At 68.1% G+C, this 18248-nt stretch carries 11 protein-coding genes; 4 read left to right on the plus strand and 7 right to left on the minus strand.

The features are described 5' to 3' along the window. Positions 1-168: 168 nt before the first annotated feature. Both D7Y04_RS27795 and D7Y04_RS27800 read right to left on the minus strand, forming a co-directional pair. A complete protein-coding gene (locus tag D7Y04_RS27795) occupies positions 169-2004 on the minus strand; it encodes an ABC transporter ATP-binding protein (RefSeq protein WP_121761220.1) in 1836 nt (611 codons plus the stop codon). Then, entirely contained in the window at positions 2001-4679 is a 2679-nt protein-coding gene (locus D7Y04_RS27800; protein WP_121761221.1) for a hypothetical protein, read from the minus strand. The genes D7Y04_RS27795 and D7Y04_RS27800 overlap by 4 nt, the downstream gene beginning before the upstream one ends. Before the next feature lie 681 nt (positions 4680-5360). Here D7Y04_RS27800 and D7Y04_RS44125 point away from each other — a divergent pair. Together D7Y04_RS44125 and D7Y04_RS27805 are read left to right on the plus strand one after the other, a co-directional pair. Then, on the plus strand, positions 5361-5627 hold the full coding sequence (locus tag D7Y04_RS44125) for a hypothetical protein (protein ID WP_147477201.1): 267 nt from the start codon (positions 5361-5363) through the stop codon (positions 5625-5627). A gap of 214 nt (positions 5628-5841) precedes the next feature. Next, positions 5842-9441 (plus strand): kelch repeat-containing protein, encoded by a 3600-nt coding sequence (locus D7Y04_RS27805; RefSeq protein ID WP_121761222.1) that lies wholly within the window; start codon positions 5842-5844, stop codon positions 9439-9441. A gap of 308 nt (positions 9442-9749) precedes the next feature. Here the strand turns inward: D7Y04_RS27805 and D7Y04_RS27810 are convergent, their stop codons facing one another. Beyond that, entirely contained in the window at positions 9750-10337 is a 588-nt protein-coding gene (locus D7Y04_RS27810) for a HEAT repeat domain-containing protein (RefSeq protein ID WP_158627594.1), read from the minus strand. A 152-nt stretch (positions 10338-10489) separates the two neighbouring features. Here D7Y04_RS27810 and D7Y04_RS27815 point away from each other — a divergent pair, with 152 nt between their 5' ends. Beyond that, positions 10490-11212, plus strand: coding sequence for a class I SAM-dependent methyltransferase (locus D7Y04_RS27815; RefSeq protein WP_121761224.1), 723 nt, complete (start codon positions 10490-10492; stop codon positions 11210-11212). 58 nt (positions 11213-11270) lie between these two features. Here D7Y04_RS27815 and D7Y04_RS27820 read toward each other — a convergent pair whose 3' ends face one another. The 4 genes from D7Y04_RS27820 to D7Y04_RS27835 form a co-directional block, all read right to left on the minus strand. Further along, positions 11271-12149 (minus strand): M12 family metallopeptidase, encoded by an 879-nt coding sequence (locus D7Y04_RS27820; RefSeq protein WP_121761225.1) that lies wholly within the window; start codon positions 12147-12149, stop codon positions 11271-11273. Positions 12150-12151: 2 nt separating this feature from the next. After that, the gene (locus tag D7Y04_RS45210; RefSeq protein ID WP_255428725.1) at positions 12152-12595 is read right to left on the minus strand and encodes a tRNA-guanine transglycosylase; all 444 of its coding nucleotides are present in this window, start codon (positions 12593-12595) and stop codon (positions 12152-12154) included. A 367-nt stretch (positions 12596-12962) separates the two neighbouring features. Further along, positions 12963-14171 (minus strand): NAD(P)/FAD-dependent oxidoreductase, encoded by a 1209-nt coding sequence (locus D7Y04_RS27830; RefSeq protein ID WP_121761226.1) that lies wholly within the window; start codon positions 14169-14171, stop codon positions 12963-12965. A gap of 3 nt (positions 14172-14174) precedes the next feature. Continuing rightward, complete coding sequence (locus D7Y04_RS27835) at positions 14175-17606, minus strand: LodA/GoxA family CTQ-dependent oxidase (protein WP_121761227.1); 3432 nt, start codon at positions 17604-17606, stop codon at positions 14175-14177. A gap of 402 nt (positions 17607-18008) precedes the next feature. On the opposite strand from D7Y04_RS27835, the gene D7Y04_RS27840 reads away from it, so the two are divergent. Continuing rightward, complete coding sequence (locus D7Y04_RS27840) at positions 18009-18248, plus strand: LVIVD repeat-containing protein (protein WP_121761228.1); 240 nt, start codon at positions 18009-18011, stop codon at positions 18246-18248.

An 18248-nucleotide genomic window follows, 5' to 3' on the forward strand; every position in this document is an offset into this window, starting at 1 on the left:
CCCTGGCACGGGAAGCGCGCTTTTCGGGCCGCCGCGCGCCTTCTGCATCGGGCTGCTGGATGTTTTCAACTTCACTCCAGAATCTCCGTGCGCGATGACGCCTCCGTCACGCCGAGTTGTCCCCGATGTCACGCCGCCGTGTTGCCGTGCCATCCGCGGCGAAGGCGCTCAGCGGTACCGGGAGGCCTGTAGCTCGTACATCGTCGCGTAGCGCCCCCCGACGGCGACCAACTGCTCGTGGGGGCCCTCCTCGACGACCTTCCCGTTCTCCAGGACGAGGATGCGGTCCGCCATCTTGACCGTCGAGAACCGGTGCGAGATGAGCAGCGCCATCTTCCCGCTCGACAGCTCACCGAACCGGTTGAAGACGTCCAGCTCCGCACGGGCGTCGAGCGCCGCGGTCGGTTCGTCCAGGACGAGGATCTGCGCGTCGCGCAGGTACGCCCGGGCGAGCGCGATCCGCTGCCACTCGCCTCCGGACAGGTCGAGTCCGCCGTCGAAGCGGCGTCCCAGCATCTGCGCGTACCGGCCCGGCAACCGGTCGATCACCGCGTCGGCCTGGCTCTTGCGCGCGGCCTCCAGGATGCGCGCCGGATCCTCGTGCTGCTCGATACGGCCCACCGCGATGTTGTGGTGCGCCGTCATCTCGTAGCGCGCGAAGTCCTGGAAGATGACACCGACCTCGTGCCACAGGTCCTCCAGCCGGTAGTCCCGCAGGTCGACGCCATCGAGCAGGATCTGCCCCGAGCTCGGATCGTAGAGCCGCATCATCAGCTTCACGATGGTCGTCTTCCCCTGCCCATTCTCCCCGATGAGCGCGATGCGCTCCCCCGGAGCCATGTGGAAGCTCACGCCCCGGAGGACAGGCTCGGGTCTGCCGGGATACGTGAAGGTCACATCGCGGAACTCCAATCCCTTGCGGATGGGCCTGGGGACCGGGACCGCGTTCGTCGACGAGCGGATGGACGGCTGGAGCGCGAAGAACGCCAGCATGTCGCGGATGTAGAGCGCCTGGTCCGCGATGCCCGCACCCGTCACGGAGAACTCCTGGAGCGTCCGGTTTGCTCCCGCGATGGCCCCCGCGAGGAACGTGAGCTCCCCCACGCTCAGGGACCCGCGTGCGGCCTGGTAGACGACGAAGGCATAGGCGCCGTAGTAGCCCAGGGAGCTGACCACCGAGAGCAGGGACAGGCCCGCGAGCGCGCGTCGCGACAGCTTCACGACCTCGTCCCGGAGCTCTCCCGACACGCTCTCGTAGCGGCCCATCAGGAACGAGCTCAAGCCGAAGATCTTGAGCTCCTTCGCGCTCTCCCTGCTCGCGCCAAGCTGTCGCAGGTAGTCGAGCTCACGCCGCTTGGGCGTGTGCCGGAAGTTCAGCGCATACACTCGCGCCCCGAAGTACGCCTCGCCCAGTGCCGCGGGCACGAGGCAGACCACGATGTTCAGCAGGATCCACGGGGAGAAGACCATGATGCCCACGCACAGGCTCACGGTCGTCAGCCCCAGTTGCAGGAAGCGGGCTATCGCGGCAACCATCACCAGCCGGTCCGTGGCCTGGGCCCGAGCCCGCTCCAGGCGGTCATGGAACGCCGGGTCCTCGTAGGTCGCGAGGTCCAGCCGCGAAGCCTGCGCCATCAACCGCAAGCTCACTTGCCGCACGTAGTTCTCGCGCAGCACCACGCCCACGTAGTCGATCCCCCTGAAGAGGACGGCGCCCAGGACCGCCAGCCCGAACTCCAGCGCGACGAATCCCCAGAGCCGGCTCGTCATCCCGAGCCCCGCGCTGGCGTTGGCCACGACGCCATCGACGATCCACCGCGCGACGACGAGGACCGCCAGGGGGATCAACGCCGCCAGCGTCCGGAGCACGAGGTGGGCGACCACCGTCCTCGGACCCGACTCCCACACCATGCGGAGCACCGGCAGGATGTTCCGGAGCGAAGCCAACCGCCCCTCCTGGACGTTGTCGTTCGGTTGCGTCCGTGCCGTGCCAATGACTGTCATGGTGCTTCCTTCGTCTCATAGACAAGGACGTCGATCCACGCGATCCGCCAGTGCCGGTGGAAGTGTTGGATCAGGATGTCGTCACACGCCAGATTGGTCAGAGCCAGCAAAGTCAGTCCCAGCGACCGGGGGGATGCAAGGGGCTCCGCCTCCAGCAGCGCCTGGAGACCGTCGACGGGACTGCCCGGCTTGAACCGGAGCGCGAGTGCCTGGAGGTGCAGGGAGGCCTCGGGCCGGGACGCGGTCTCCACCGCGGGGCGCGCCGCGTCCTCCAGCAGCGTGGCGGGAGGAAACCAGAGGAACACGGACGGGGCCAGCTGCTCGACCGCCGCATGGGCATCCGGCGTCCCAGCCCCCCGCGTCTCCAGGTGCGACTCCAGCAGCCGTTGCCAATGGCGGAGGGGCAACTGCCCTTCCGCGATGGCGACGAAGCTCGCCAGGAGTCCCGCGTCGTCGAAGGCCGCATGGAGCCGCGGGGCTGGCGTCCCCGCCCCCACGTCATGGCCCTCGTGGAGAAGGCCGCTCGACGCGTCGTGAAGGAATGCGAAGTCCATGCCCTCACGCAGCGCCCGCGCGCGGGCCTCACAGGCCTCGATGGAAGCGGAGGCCACGCCCGCGCGACGCATGCCCTCCAGGGCGCTCTCGAGGACGATGAGCGCGGAGGCCAGCATGCCGCTCTCCGAGGTGGACAGTCCTCGGAGCCCGCCTCCGGTGAGGGGATGTCCCCTGAACCGTTCGAGCCGCTCGACCGCGCCAAGCGCCTCGTCGAGCCTCGACACCAGGGCCGCTGACTCCAGACAGCCCAGGTGGTGCGCGCACAAGGGAGCCACGAGCCCCAGTGCCGCATCCACGGCGGTGGGCTTCGCGTCCGCATCGCGGCTGTCGCACGCCCGCGCGTAGAGCGTCCAGCAGCGCCGCGCCAACTCCGCGGGAGCCCCCTGCCCTTCCTCCAGAGGCGGGGCCGCCCGGTCCTTCCGCGCGAAGACGAGCAGGGGAACCCAGGCGACGAGCATGGGCGACGCCCAGGGCAGCGACCCCGGGTTCATGGTGGCGAGCGCCCCCGCGATGACCAGCGCCAGCAGTGCCGCGCGCCAGAACTCCGGAAGCATCAGGGACGAGATGGCGCGGAGCTTCTGGTTCGCCTGGGAATGCGTCGTCCAATCCAGGATGCGGGTGCGATCCACCCCCATCCGATAGAGCGCGCGAGCGATGGCGTCCATCATCACTCCCGCCAGTGGGAGCAGGACCGCCAGCTCCATCAAGGCATCCAGCAGCGTGCCGTAGGCAGTGGAGAGCAGGAACCGCGGAACGTGACGCGGTGGGGGAAGCCGCCAGACGGTCCACGCGACGAACATGAGCGAACCGAGGACGGGACGGCGACAGAACCACCCCGCCACGCCCAGCGTCCAGGCCCACGCATCAGTGCTCCCCGGCGTCCACAACCATCCGTAGGTCACCACGAGCAGTGCCCATGGAGCGCTCAGGCTGCGGCGCATGTCCGTGAAGATCCGCCACCGGTCGATCACGCTCAACGGATTGACGACCCACCGGCCGCCTCGCGTGGGCACCCCTGGCAGCAGCCAGGGCAACAACTGCCAGTCTCCTCGGGTCCAGCGGTGCCAGATGCGCGCGGTCCCGGCGATGTCCGTGACGCGTCCCTCGAACATCTGGATCTCGGGAACGTGCGCGACCCGCGAGAACATGCCCTCCAGCTTGTCGTGACTCAGGACGGCATTCTCGGGGATGCGCCCTTCCAGGCTCCGGGCGAAGGCCGCCACGTCGTAGATGCCCTTGCCGACGAACTCGTCGATGCCAAAAGCGCGTTGACTCAAGCTGGTGCGTTCGCGTGTCTTGCGCCGGAAGAGGGACGTCTTCACGCCTCGCATCGCAAGCCATGCCGGTCGCGTGAGCTCTCCTCGCAGCCCGGGCTGGAGCATCGAATACCCGGACACCACGCGCTGGCTGTCGCCGTCGAACCGGGCCTGGTTCAGGGGGTGGTGGAGGACGGCGACCAACCGCGCCGCGGAGCCAGGGAGCAGGTGCGTGTCGGCATCCAGGGTAATGACATACCGGAAGGTCCGCACGACGCCCGGCACGGGCCCCACGTAGCTCGTGTCGTCCGCCCCGAGCACCAGCCGGTTGAGCTCCTCCAGCTTGCCCCGCTTGCGCTCCCACCCCATCCAACGGCGCGCCACGGGATTCCACCGCCGTTCACGATGCAGCAGGAAGAAGCGCGGCGCTTCCTGGGGGCAGTGCCGCGCGTTGAGCAGCCGGATGCCGTCCTCCAGGCGGAGCAGCATTCCCGCCTCCTCGGGGAGTTCCTTCTGACTGGCGTCAGGGAAGTCTGTCAGCAACGCGAAGAAGAGTTCCGGGGAGACATTGCCCTGGAAGTTGCGCTCCAGCCTCCGGAGCTGGGTTTCGATGTCGTCCAGGCTCGCCACCAGCAGGGGCGTGACGACCAGCGTCCGTGTCTCCCTGGACAAGACCCGCTCCGGGTCCATCCTGGGCATCGGTGGCGGATCCTTGAAACACCGCGTGAAGACAGCGTCGACGCCCCCCTGCAAGAGCTCCAGGCACGGCAGCAGGAGCAGGACGACCAGGGGCCATCGGTCCGCGGCGTCGAGCCCGGACGCGGCCAGCGCGCGCTCCAGCCCCAGCAGCGTCAGCAGGGTCAAAAGACACACAACCCCGACATAGAGAGGTGCCGCGTGACGAACCAGGACCCTGGACAGGCGGGTACGCGCGGGCACCGCACACCCCAGGTGGACCTCGAACTCCGGCCTGCCACGAGAGAGCAACGCATCTCCAACGTGACGGTCACGCGAATCGTTGCCACCCCTCTCCGCGCTCCACGCTACGGCGGCGCGTGCGACGGACGCAGGTGTCTGTCTCGACCCGGAAGCCAACTCCTGACAGGCGGCCTGGTAGCGGGCACGGGTGCCCTCGTCCATGTCTGCGTATGCGCCCAACGGGTCACGTCGGAGGATCGCGTCGACGGATCCGGTCTCCGTCGGATGGACCGACGCGGGCGGCTCCTGCCGCTCACGGGGAGAATGACTGGCGATGTTCATCTCCACCGGGAACTAACTGGAAAACCGAAAAACCTCCAGCCCCCATCAAGAGTCAGGATTGAAGTTTCACCCTTGCGGCTCCGCCGTACCCGGTCACGAATCGTTCACAAATCGGGGGCTGGGCTGACGCGGGCTGCCTCCAGAGGCCGCCCAGCAGGGCGGCAATGGCTACGGGCAGGTCCGGCTTTCGTGAATGAATCCTCCGTGGGTAGCTTGGCATGTCCTGCCAGTTCCCGCGCGTCTTGAGCACCATTGTCCGTTCCAATCTCACGCATACAGCGGGACGTGCGCGACATCAGGAGACGTACGGCGCTTCGTAAAGGTTCGGCGAGCAGACCGAGCGCCACATTGAAGTTCTGCACCGCCTGCCAGGCCATGCCCTTCACGCCGGTCAACGGCCCGCTGGGCTTCTGTATGCAGTTCACCCGGGCCATCTTCATCCTGGGCTTGCTCAGCATGCTTCTCTACTTTGTGTTCAAACCAAAGCTGGCGTTGGAGAAGCTGCTGCCAGAAGCACCACTCTTTCTGCACCTGGCGCTGGGCTCGCCGTGACGCAACAGCTTGACGCGAATCATCAACCTGGATGACTGAATCCCGACTCGGATGAGTCACCCCAAACCCCTGTCTGCGGGTGGGATTGGCGTATGAGCTCATTCGTCCAGATGATCAGCAGTGCGATTGTTTTTTTCACGATAAGTGAGGCACCCTGGCCTTCGAAGGTCAGTCAACGGGGGGCGTGGAGACAGCCTCCATTCATGGGGATGTCATGCAAGCAATGAGAGCCGGCCGGGCTCTGCTGTTGGGGCTGTTCTGCGTTGTCATCGGCTGTAGCAAGTCGCCCGAAGAGCAGACGCTGACTCGCAACGCGTCCCCTCTCGTAGAGGGGTGGAATGCCACGGCGGACATGGCGGAGGCGCGCAAGTACCACGCAGCGGTGGCGCTGAACTCAAGCAAGGTGCTGGTGGCGGGCGGGTACAACACCAGCGGGTATCTGTCCTCCGCGACCCTTTATGATCCGGGCACGGGCACCTGGACGGCCGCGGCCCCGATGCCGGAGCCCCGGCAGGTACTCACCGCGACGCTGCTGCCCTCTGGCAAGGTGCTGGTGGCGGGTGGCGAGAACGCGACTGGCCGTCTGGCTTCCACGGCCCTTTATGACCCCGCCTCCAATGCCTGGACTTCTGCTGGCAGCTTCGCCACCGGGGTGGCACGAGACTCCCTGACGGCGACGCTGCTGCCCTCGGGCCGGGTGCTGGTGGTGGGCGGCGGGAACGGTTCGGGACCGCAAGGCAAGGTGGATGTGTATGACCCGGCCTCTGGCACGTGGAGCGCGGGGGCGAATCTGGCGATGCCGCGACGCAACCATACGGCGACGCTGCTGCCCTCGGGCCAGGTGCTGGTGGTGGGCGGAAGAGCGAGCACCAGCCTGACGAGCGCGGAGCTGTATACGCCCTCCAGCAACACCTGGATTGCGACGGGAAGCCTGTCGACCGCGCGCCACAACCACACGGCGACGCTGCTGCCTTCCGGCAAGGTGCTGGTGGTGGGCGGGCGCAATAGCAGCACCGGGCTGGTGGCGACGGCGGAGGAATACGACCCGAGCACGGGGCTGTGGAGCGCGGCGGGTGCGCTGGGCACCGCGCGCGAGTTGCACACGGCGGTGCCGCTGAGCACGGGACAGGTGCTGGTGGCCGGAGGCATGTACGGCAGCGCGGCGACGAACGCGCTGGGCAGCGCGGAGGTGTACGCCCCGGACACCCGTTTGTGGAGCGTGACGACCGTGATGGGAGGCGCGCGGTACGTGCACGTGGCAGTGCCGCTGGAGGGGCGGGGGAAGGTGCTGGTGGCGGGCGGAATCAGCGTCAGCGGCGCGAGCCTGAAGACGGCGGAGACGTATGCGTATGACGCGTGCGCGGGGGTGAGCTGCGACAGCGCCCCAGGGCCTTGCTACGAGGCGGCCGGGACGTGCGGCAACGGGGTTTGCAGCTACGCGCCGAAGGCCTCGGGCACCAGTTGCGATGACGGGGATGCGTGCACCGGGCAGGACGCGTGCAATGGCGCGGGCGTTTGCGCGGGGAGCGCCACCAGTTGCAGCAGTCCGCCCGGGCAGTGCTACGTGGCGGACGGGACGTGCGGCGGCGATGGAGCGTGCGCCTACGCGTACAAGGCTTCGGGCGCCAGCTGTGATGACGGAGACGCGTGCACGGTGGAGGAGACGTGCAACGGGGCCGGAGGGTGCGCGGGGACGCCGGTGAGTTGCAACAGCCCGCCCGGGCAGTGCTACGCGGCGGCGGGCACGTGCAGCGAGGGTGCGTGCACCTATGCACCGAAGGCCGCGGGCACCGCGTGTGACGATGGCAACGGAGGAACCCTCAACGACGTGTGCAGCGGGGCGGGAGTCTGCGCGGGAGTGCCGGCCTGCACGACGCCTCCGGACGCCTGCCATGACTCCCCGGGCACGTATAGCAACGGCGCGTGCACCTACCCGCCCAAGAGCGCGGGGACCCTCTGCGATGACGGCAACGCCTGCACCACGGGCGACGTGTGCAACGGCGCCGGTACGTGCGGTGGCGCAGCGCTGAGCTGCAACAGCCCGCCCAGTCAGTGCCACCAGGCGGCGGGCACCTGCTCCAACGGGACGTGCAGCTACGTCCCGAAGGCTTCGGGGGCGAGCTGCGATGATGGCAACAGCTGCACCACGGGCGACGTCTGCAACGGCGCGGGCACGTGCGGTGGCGCGGCGCTGAGCTGCAACAGCCCGCCCAGCCAGTGCTACCAGGCGGCGGGCACCTGCTCTAACGGGACGTGCAGCTATGTCCCGAAGGCTTCGGGGGCGAGCTGCGACGATGGCAACAGCTGCACCACGGGCGACGTGTGCAACGGCGCGGGCACGTGCGGCGGCGCGGCGCTGAGCTGCAACAGCCCGCCCAGCCAGTGCCACCAGGCGGCGGGCACCTGCTCCAACGGGACGTGCAGCTACGCACCGAAGTCCTCGGGGACGAGCTGCAATGACGGCAACGCGTGCACCACGGGCGACGTCTGCAACGGAGCCGGTACGTGCGGCGGCGCGGCGCTGAGCTGCAACAGCCCGCCCAGCCAGTGCTACCAGGCGGCGGGCACCTGCTCCAACGGGACGTGCAGCTACGTGCCGAAGGCCTCGGGGACGAGCTGCAATGATAGCGACAGCTGCACCACGGGCGACGTCTGCAATGGCGCCGGTTCATGCGGTGGCGCGCCCCTGAGCTGCTCCACCGCGAGCACCACCTACTGCAGCGGTGACGTCGTCCGCAGAACCACCGGCACCGGAACGTGCAGCGGCGGCGCCTGTACCTCCACCGACACCGCCGTCCAGACCTGTCAGACGGGAACCAGCGGGGCCTACTGCAGCGGCAACGGCGCCTATGAGACCGTCTACCAGGGCTGCGTCAACGGCGCCTGCAGGTCCACCCAGCAACTCATCGAATCGTGCTCCACCTCGAGCAGCACCTATTGCAGTGGCAACACCGTCCGCAGGAGCACGGGCACCGGCTGCAGCGGCGGCTCCTGTGGCTCCAGCGACACCCTCATCCAGACGTGCTCCACCTCGAGCAGCACCTATTGCAGTGGCAACGATGTCCGCAGGAGCACGGGCACCGGCTGCAGCGGTGGCTCCTGTGACTCCAGCGACAACTTCGTCCAGACGTGTCAGACGGGTGTCGGCAGTTCCTACTGCAGCGGCAATACCGTCTACAGAACGGTCAACAGCGGCTGCCTCAGTGGCTCCTGCGTGTCCGCCCAGCAACTTGTCGAGACGTGTCAGACGGGTGTCGGCAGCTCCTACTGCAGCGGCAATACCGTCTACAGAACGGTCAACAGCGGCTGCCTCAGTGGCTCCTGCGTGTCCGCCCAGCAACTTGTCCAGACGTGCTCCACCGCGAGCAGCACCTACTGCAGCGGCAACGATATCCGCAGGAGCACGGGCACCGGCTGCAGTGGTGGGGCTTGTGGTTCCTCGGATTCATTTGTCCAGACATGCTCCACCGCGAGCACGACCTACTGCAGCGGCAATACCGTCCGGAGGACCACCGGCACCGGTTGCGTCAGCGGCGGCACGTGTGGATCCACCGACACCCTGGTCCAGACCTGTTCCTCAGGACAGACGTGCAGCAATGGAGCATGCGTCACCGTCGGTGGAACATGGCGCAGGGATACAAACGGCAACGAGGGGTTCTGCGACGAACTCTGCGGGGTTTTGTATTGCAACGGCTCCTGCCCGCCTCAAAGGTGCGCCTCCGCCAACCCGGAGGGTCAGCCATGCTCGACGCTCGGCTCGAGTTGCAACGCGGTCCCCTCCCCCAAAGTGTATATCCAATACAATTGCGAGTAGGCGCCGCCCCACTCGCTCATTGTTGAGTCCAGAGTGGACGACTCCGCGCCCCAAGCACGGAGTCGTGGCCTGAACGGGCGATCGCCTGTACCGCGCCGGACTCTTGAGACACCCGGTTGCATCCAGGCGGATGACTCCGTGCCCCAGCACGGAATCATCCGCCGGACGCGGCGAGCCTCCTCGGCCGAGGGAAACCCGCCCCCCATCCGGGGACGGCCCTCCTTGGGAACCGGATGCTCGGCATCACGCCCTGGAGGGCCGGGCCAGCCCGTCTCCCTGGGCGTGAAGGGAGATGGGCGGGCCCCTGCTCAGAATGACTGGGGATCGCGAAGGACGAGGTCCGTCCCCCAGTCGAGGGCCCAGAGCGCCTCCTGCCGGAGTGACCACATCCCGGGAACGGTCGCGGTGTCGTTCTCCGCGATGGCCTGAAGCTTGGGACGGATCCTCGGGTCCTTGTGTCCGGCCAGCGCGTAGATGGACCAGAACCGGATCGCGGGCTCTGGGTCATCGAGCCCGCGTACCAGCAAATCGATGACACGGCGGTAGCGGCGCTGCCAGATGTGCCGGTAGTTCGAGTAGTGAGAGCCCAGCGCCTCCGCGGCCTGTGAGCGGACGCCCGGTGCCTCGTGCGGATTCGCGTAGATGCGCCGCAGGAGCACGAGGTGCTCTGGAGCAAGGTGTGCGAACACGAATCCGTAGACAGCGGCCTCGCGAAGCGTGGGGTCTCCCGGCGATGAGAGGACTCGGGTCAGCAGTCTCAGCCCCTCACGGTAACTGGCGAGTTTATCGGCGGCCACGTGGGGGACCATGTCGGGGTCTTCGCCCCTCAAGGCGCATTCGAGCTTCGCCAGCCCTACCGCATCCCCCTTGAGGAGCCGCTTCCGGGACCTCGCCATCCGCATGCGCTCCTTCGCCGGGTGTCCGTCGCCCGAACAGGAGCGCGTGACGGCCCACCGCGCGTTCCCTGACGCGGCGGCGGAATGAAGGTTCATTCCACGGCGGCCGGCTCCCGGCGGGACGGAACGGGTGGGTGCTAGAACCCCGTCCCATGCAACCTCTCCTCTACAGCGAGCTGGTGCCCTGGTACTCCCTGGTCGACCCTCCCGAGGACCATGAAGACGAGGCCGTCTGCTTCCAGTCGGCGTTCGAGCACATCATCTCCCCGCGGCCGCAAACGTTGCTGGAGCTCGGAGCAGGCGCCGGAAACACCGCGCTGCACCTGAAGCGCCGCTTCACCTGCACACTCACGGACCTCTCCCCGGGCATGCAGCAGCTCAGCCGCGAGCAGAACCCGGACTGCGAGCACGTCCACGGAGACATGCGCACCCTGCGCCTGGGCCGGACGTTCGACGCGGTGCTGGTCCACGACGCCATCTGCTACATGCTGACGGAGGAGGACCTGCTCGCTGCGGCCCGGACGGCGTTCGAGCACACGCGGCCCGGCGGCGGCGCCATCTTCGCGCCGGACACCCTGCGGGAGACCTTCCAGGACACCACGGAGACGCTGGAGGAGGACCGCGGAGGCCGCTCGATGCGCGGCCTCATGTGGACGTGGGATCCCCACCCCGAGGACAGCACCTACCAGGTCGACTTCGCGTTCCTGCTGCGCGACGGGGACACCGTCCAGGCCGTCCACGACCGGCACGTCGAGGGGCTCTTCACCCGGGACACCTGGGATCGCGTGCTCACCCAGGCCGGCTTCCGCGTCGAGCCCCTGAAGCGGCCCCTCGGAGACGGCGCCTTCGACGACATCTTCCTGTGCCGGCGCTGATGCGCGGCAGCGGACCGCCCGTGTTTCCGGGCGGCCTGCGCCGGAGCCACCGGACCCGCTACATCATCGGGCCGTGCTGGGACACGGCGGTCCACCGCCCGGCGGCCCGGTGTGCCTTGCCGTTCGTGGGCCGGTACATCTTCCGGATGAAGGACTTGTCCCGGGCCGACAACCGCGTGTTGCTCGGCGTTCCGCTGCGCAGCAGCGACGGCGGCCCCTTGATGAGCTCCTTCGGGAAGCCGTAGAGCATGATGGAGTTCTGGTCGAACCGCGTCGCGTTGAGCTGATCGAGCGAGTACTTGTCGATGACGTTGAAGCGGATCTCCTCCTCGGACCAGTTGTTGGGCGGGCCGCTGAAGGCCGCGATGACCGCGGGCACGTTCCACTGGATGCCGCCCTTCGGGTTCTGGTGCTCATGGATGCAGCCGAGCGCGTGACCGAGCTCGTGCACGACGACGCGGCGGTACTCGACGTCGTCCGTGTCGTCCTCGAGCCAGCCGAAGTTCATGGTCGGCTCGTTCTTCGGGAAGTACCGCGTGATGAGGCAGTCCGTGCCCACGGCAGACCACGAGCCCGCATCGGCCGAGAACGAGATGCGGATCTCCGACCCCGGACCGCCCTTCCAGTCGAACCGGATGTTCGCGAACTGCATCCACTGGTTCGCCATCTCCATGACGCGCTGGCGCTGCGTCGGGCTGCCGTCGAGGAACCGGATGCGCAGCGTCTGCCCAGGCTTCCAGCGCTTGCCCGTCTCGAGCGCCAGCTTGAGCGGATGCCACGAGGAGCCCGCGCGCTTCACCCGGGCCAGTACGGGCGCCGGATCGTTCTCCGGGTTCACCTCGATGGAGCGCGCCGCGGCCTCCCGCTTCAGTTCGATGGGTACGACGCGATCGACACACAGCCGACACTCGGCCGCCGTGAGAAGCTTTCTAGCCATGGTCACCCCCGCCTACAAACCGCGAGGATCTCCCGCGGGCCAGCTCCTGGATGGAGGGCGCGCGGGAGCATGGTCACCGCCTCGCGACGAGCCTCCTGCCCTGCAGGGCCGGTGTCGGCTTTGCGCCAGAAGCGGGAGCGGCCTGGGCGTGGCCGCCTGCCCCAACCGGCTTCCTTCAACGTCACCTCGCCCGCGGCCGCCTCTTCCGTCAGCTCCTTGGGCGTGGCGATGGACGCCTTCGGCTCGCGGTGCACCTGCTCGTAGCTGCCCCGCAGGATGCCCTCGCGCAGCTTCGCCATGAGCAGCGGGTAGTGCCGCACGTTGTGCACGGACAGCATCCGCGAGCCCAGATGGTGCTTGCCGCGCAGCAGGTGCTGCCGGTACCCGCGCGTGTACTTCGTGCACACGTAACAGTCGCACGTCGCGTCCAGCGGCTCTTCGGACAGCCGGTACGCAGGTGCGGATCATGCGCACCAGCCCCTTGAACGTGTACGAGACCCCTGCTGCGCCATCTTCGTCGGGATGATGCAGTCGAACATGTCCGCACCACGCAGCACCGCCTCCCTGGCCACGGCGGCGAGCGTGAGTGTGGCGATGACATGGACGGGTCTCGTTAGAGCAGGCTTCAAGCAGACCTCCCTCGGAAACGAGGAACGGTGCTGGCCGCCCTCCGTGTCAGCAGTCGGGCCAGGAGGAGGAACGCATGTCTTCATCCAGACAGTCCCAAAGCGCAGGACGTCCCCCTGGGCGTAGCGCTGGAGCAGGGGCCTCGCGTTGTGACAGCGGTTGACGTTGATCTGGCCAAGGACGGACTCAGGACGCCGCCGCAATGGCTGACAACGTCGGGTTGCCGGCATCGCCTGGGACGCGCCGCAGCACCTGCCGGCGCTGCCAGAACGGCGTGTCGAAGCGCTGCTCGGCGCCGTAGTACCGAGCGCGTTCGAGCAGATAGGTCGTGCATTCCTTGTCACGCTCGGCTTCATACGCGGCCAGCGCGCCCCGCACAGCATGGGAGCGGGCCAGCAATTCGCCGACGGTGTCGGCCGCTGCGCGCGCGGTGCGCAGCGCACGCAGCACGCCGCTGCCCGAAATCGGATCGACCGCCAGCGCGGCATCGCCCACCGCCAGCCATGGGCTGGCGTCGCTCGCGCATTCGCGGAGCAGGCGCTGGCTGTGGGCGCAATTCACCTGCGGCGTCGACACACGACGCGCCACCGCGATGCGTTGCTTCGTGGCACCGGCCGAACCCAGGATCCCCTGCCAGGACTCGGCCCCGGAGAGCCGCGACCGGGCGCACAGGTCGGTGTCGGTCATCAACATCGCGATCATCGCGCCGTCTTCGTGCTGTGCGGCACCGGGCAGGGGCGCTGAATACCACCAGCCTTCGGGCACGGCCTCCACCAGCAGGTGACCGCGTTCGGCGGGGGCGACATCAGCCCAGCGCACGGCCACTCCGACCAGCCGATCGAACAGCATGCGCCGCGCGCCCAGACCGCGTCCCACGTGGGCACGCCGTCCGGTGGCGTCGATCAACACCCGGGCGCGCAAGGTCTGTTGCGACGCCGTCCCTCGCCCGGTGTCAGGGGTCGTCCGCAGCCACCAGCAACCTTCCTGGTGCACGCTGCGTTGCACGGCGACGCCTTCCAGCAGGCAGGCGCCCGCGGCCTCCGCGCCGTGCGCAAGCATGCGATCGAAGGCCCTGCGGTCAAGGTGCCAACCGCAGCCGTAGGGGCTGAGCAGATGCGAGTGCGACTGCTCGGTCGCGTCGCCCCACAGACTGCGCGTGCCCCATGAGGGCAAGGGCCGCAGCGCCATGAATTCGTCCCACAGGCCGAGCGCGCGCAGCGGTTCTTGCACGTTGGGCGCCAGCGACTCACCGATGCGCGGTGCCTCGAAGCGCGTGCGTTCCACCAGGACGACCCGCCAGCCCTGCATTGCCAGCCAGCGCGCCGTGGCCGAGCCGGCCGGTCCGGCGCCGACCACCGCCACGTCGAAGAGGGCGCCGCTCGGCTCGGTCGTCATGACTCAACCCTCCCGTGGCGTGCGGCGATTGCCGCCGCTTGCGTAAAGGCTTTCGAGGCATTGGCGGATGTGTTCGAGGTCCAGGCCTTCCTCGCGCAGGCGCTTCTCGAGCTCGGGCCCGATGGCGCCACCGCGCCGCAGCACGCATTCGAGCAGCTTGCACAGGCGATCGTCGCGTTCGGTGGGCGCATCCATGAAGCGCTCGCCACCGCCGGCACCGGTCTCCGCGTCGCGGTCGCCACCGCGCCACGTGACCGCGGTGAAGGTCTGCTCGCGCATGAATGGCATGCCCTTGCGTGTGCGTCCGCGAGCGCGCACGCGCAGCTTGTGCACCCCCGAGCTGTCGGCCACGAACCTGGCGGAGTGGCGGCCATCGTCCTCCGGCTGGAAGGACAAGGTGCTCTGCGAGCCGTCGGGCCGCGTGAGTTCGCCCCACACCAGGCCGGTGCCCTCCAGGGGAATGCCCGATTGGGTGAGCGTGGCCTGCACCTGGATGCCCGCGCCGGGCTCGTAGCCGCTCTGGCGCAGTTCGGCACGCAGCGACACGTTCGAATAGCTCTGAACGATGAGGCTGTACGGCAGCTTGCCGCGTTCCTCGCGGGTCGGCTCGCGTGTCGTTGGACCCGCCAGCGCATGGCTGAAGGCCTCCGCGCCCGCGGCGGCGCCTTGCGCAACGGCGAAGCGGCGCCGCAGCTCGTTTGTCACGAGCGATGGCTGGGCGCGCCGCCGCTGCGCGCGGCTGGCGTGCAGGCGGCGCGCGATGGTGCGGTCGATGCCTTGTTCGTTGTCGCTGCTGGGCTCGAGGCGCGGGCGGCTGACTTTGAGCAGCGCATGCCAGGTGCCGCCCTGGTCGAAGCGATTGGGGATGAGCTGCACCGGCAGCACCAGCCGGTAGTAGCTGACACCGTTGCCGAGCACGTAGCGCATGGCCGGCTCGCGGAGCGCCCGCCACGGCTCGAGGAGCAGGCCGCTGGGCGTCTGCAGGCGAAAGTCCACCGTCCTCACGAAGGGGCTGAGAAGGATCACGTCCACACCCGTATCGCCCTCGGTGAGCTGGAACGGGATGCGATGCACGTCGCCCTCCTCCAACTGGCCATCGGGATCGAGCACCACCTGGGCGTTGCTCACGCCAGCCAGGATCTGGAGGAAGTATTTCTGCAGCAGGAAGCGGTTGTCGGTGCCAATGGCGCCGGTGACGAGCAGGAAGCCGCCGTTGTTGCCAGAGATCGTCTGCAACGCCGCGGCACTGGTGTTCTGCGGCGTGCCGAAGCCGATGGCATAGGTCTGCGCGTTGATCGAGGCGGCCACGTCGGAGATGTAGCGCGGGCTGTTCTCCATGCCGTCGGTCAGTACGGCGAGCGCCTTCACGTCGTAGTTGCCGGTCGCGTTGTCGAGGATCTGCCGGCCCTCGAAGATCCCGTCGCCGATGGACGTGTTGCCAGCCGGGTCGAAGCTGTTGCCGCGGATCAGGTCGAGGGTGTTGTTGCGATTGAGGTCCGAGATGCCGCCCGTGCCCACCTGCAGCACCTGCTGCACGACCTGCGCGTCGTGGTCGTAGCGGACCAGGCCCACGCCATCGCCTTCGAGCATCACGTCGACGAAGGTCTCGGCGGCCTGCTGCAGCGACACGTGCTTGCTCTGGCCGTCGCCGCGATCCTCGGCCATGCTGCCCGAGCGGTCGAGCACCAGGGCCACGGCTGCCGTCTTGCGCGCGATGGTGTTGGCGTCGATGGTGATGCTCCAGGTCTGGCCGCTCACCGGCTCGCGGACGGTCACGGTCTGCGTCGGTATCGCAGAGGGCGCCATGCCCGTGCGGTAGATGATCCACAGCCGTGCGGGGGCGACGCTGCTGCCGGTGGTCGGCCCCACGGTGACCGCGATGTTGTTCGCGACGAGCTGGGCATGCATGGGTGCGCCGCCCGGCGCGTATTCGAGCGTGATGGTCGAGCTTGGCGAAATCACCTCGAAGGTGATTGCCAGCGGCTGTTCGCGGACCATGCCCATCGGGCCCTGCGGGATGTCGATGAAGTCGAGCTGTTGCGTCAACAGCGTGATCGACGCGGTGTCGCAGCGCCCCACCTCCAGATGCTGCCCTCCCTGCTGCACCACGAAGCCGAGCGTGTGCCACCTGGCGATCATGTCTTCGTAGCCGCCGATGCCGCGGACCCAGCTCTCGTAGTTGCTGGTGCCCTGGGGAATCACCTCGTTGGGGCGCGGCACTGGCCACCAGTTGAGGCCGCAGGCGAAAAAGTCGGCCTGCCAGGGCAAGGCCATGGAGGCGCTGATGCTGCCCGGCGTGACCGTGGCGTGATTGATGCGAAACGCCTCGCTGTAGAACGCCGCCTCGACGATGGGGCGGTTGCCCTCACTCAGGCCGCCGGCTTCGATGCCGGGAAAGAAGGCGCCGCCGACACAGGCTTCGAGCGCGGCGCGATCCATGCCGGCAGGAGACACCGTGGCCTCGGGAGCCGGCACGCCGGCCCAGTCGTTGGTGAAATTGCTGTCGTCCTTCCATCGCTCCATGTGCGCGTACTGGATATTCGTGAGCGCTGAGTCGTCGTTGATGAGCTGCGGCATGTTGCCGCCCGGGCGCAGTCTGTTGAAGATAGCGGTGCGCATCGTCGGCAGCGTCACCGGGTCGCTCCAGTTGTGGGCGTAGGTGTCGTAGACCCACTTGATGTCGCGCGCACGCTGCAGGATGGGATAGATGTCCTGGGTGTAGGTGCTGCTACTGGGCGCGGTGGCCAAGCCTGCGTCCACCATGGCCTGCAGCACGCGGTCGTACAGGGTGGTCGCGCTGTCCTGGTGCGGCGCGAACTTGGGCGGCGCACAGATGACCCACGCGCCCACGACGGCCGGAGTGGCGTTGTTTGCGCGGAGGGTGATCGCGGCGGAGACCGGGCCGTCGGAGATGTCGTCGTACCAACCGGCATTGCCCCAGAAGCCGATGATGGCATTGCCGCCCGGAGAGGCCGACATGCCCGCGCCGCCCAGCACCAGCAGATGGTTCTCGTCGTCGCTGCGCATCTCGCCCAGCGGCACGGTCGTGACCGGATCCCCCGAGAAGCGGATCACGCCGTTGTCGAACAGCCTCTGCTGATTGGGACCGGTGGTGGTTCGCGCCCCTGGATCGATGGTGAGGTCAGCAGTCGGCTCACTGTTGCCGCGACCCGGATAGGTGGCCTTCTTGTTGACCAGGTGCACGGTCCAGGTGATTTCGGCCTGGGCGTCGGTGATCTCCTCGACGCTACCGTCGTCGTGGTGCGCGAAGACGCGGAATCGCGCTGCCTGGCGCTTGACGCGGCACTGGGCGTCCTTGAAGCCACCGACCGGTTCCGGCCGCTCGCGGAGGCGTTCCGGACCGATGAAGAACTCGGGGCTGTTGCCGACGCGCGCGATGCCGATCGCGGGGTGAATCCGGTAGGTGGTGGCCATGACTTCCTTTCTGGAGAACCTTGACTTCAATCCCAGCCCAGGGAGTCGTCATTTCGCAGCTGTCTGCGCACGTGACCGCACGGCGCACCATGCCTGGAGCAGCCGCAACGTGACGGCCGCGAGCAAGACGCGCAATCCTGACACCAGTCTGATCTTGAGTGCCGCACCGGACTTCCGCGCTGGATGTCTTCGCCTGTCCCAACCGGGGAGGCCGTAGACGGGAACTGGCGTACGTAAGGGCACCCGGTGGGGTGAGCCTTCCCGGGTTTTGTGGACACCCGAGATGAGGTGACCGAAGGATGTCCACGACGATGCCGAGACGAGAGCGCAGGAAGTAAACGCCGGAGTTCTGCGGCTGCGGCGGGTGCGTGGAGACGGCCCTGGGCCCGCCGAAGCTTCAACATGGTGCTGGCGGGCACGAAGCTCTACATCGCGTACTACCAGGAGGGCGTGCGCGTGCTGGACGTGTCCGTGCCGCCCCGACCGCGCGAGGTGGCGTACTTCAACACGTCCCAGAACACCCCGCCGCCCCGGACGGGCTCCGAGTTCTTCTCGAACGCCATTGGCATCCGCGTGCCCGGGGACGGGTTCATCTACGTGGTGGACACGAACCGGGGCCTGCTCATCCTCCAGGAGGAGTGA

The sequence above is a fragment of the Corallococcus sp. AB038B genome, assembly GCF_003668955.1.
Classification (GTDB): domain Bacteria; phylum Myxococcota; class Myxococcia; order Myxococcales; family Myxococcaceae; genus Corallococcus; species Corallococcus exiguus.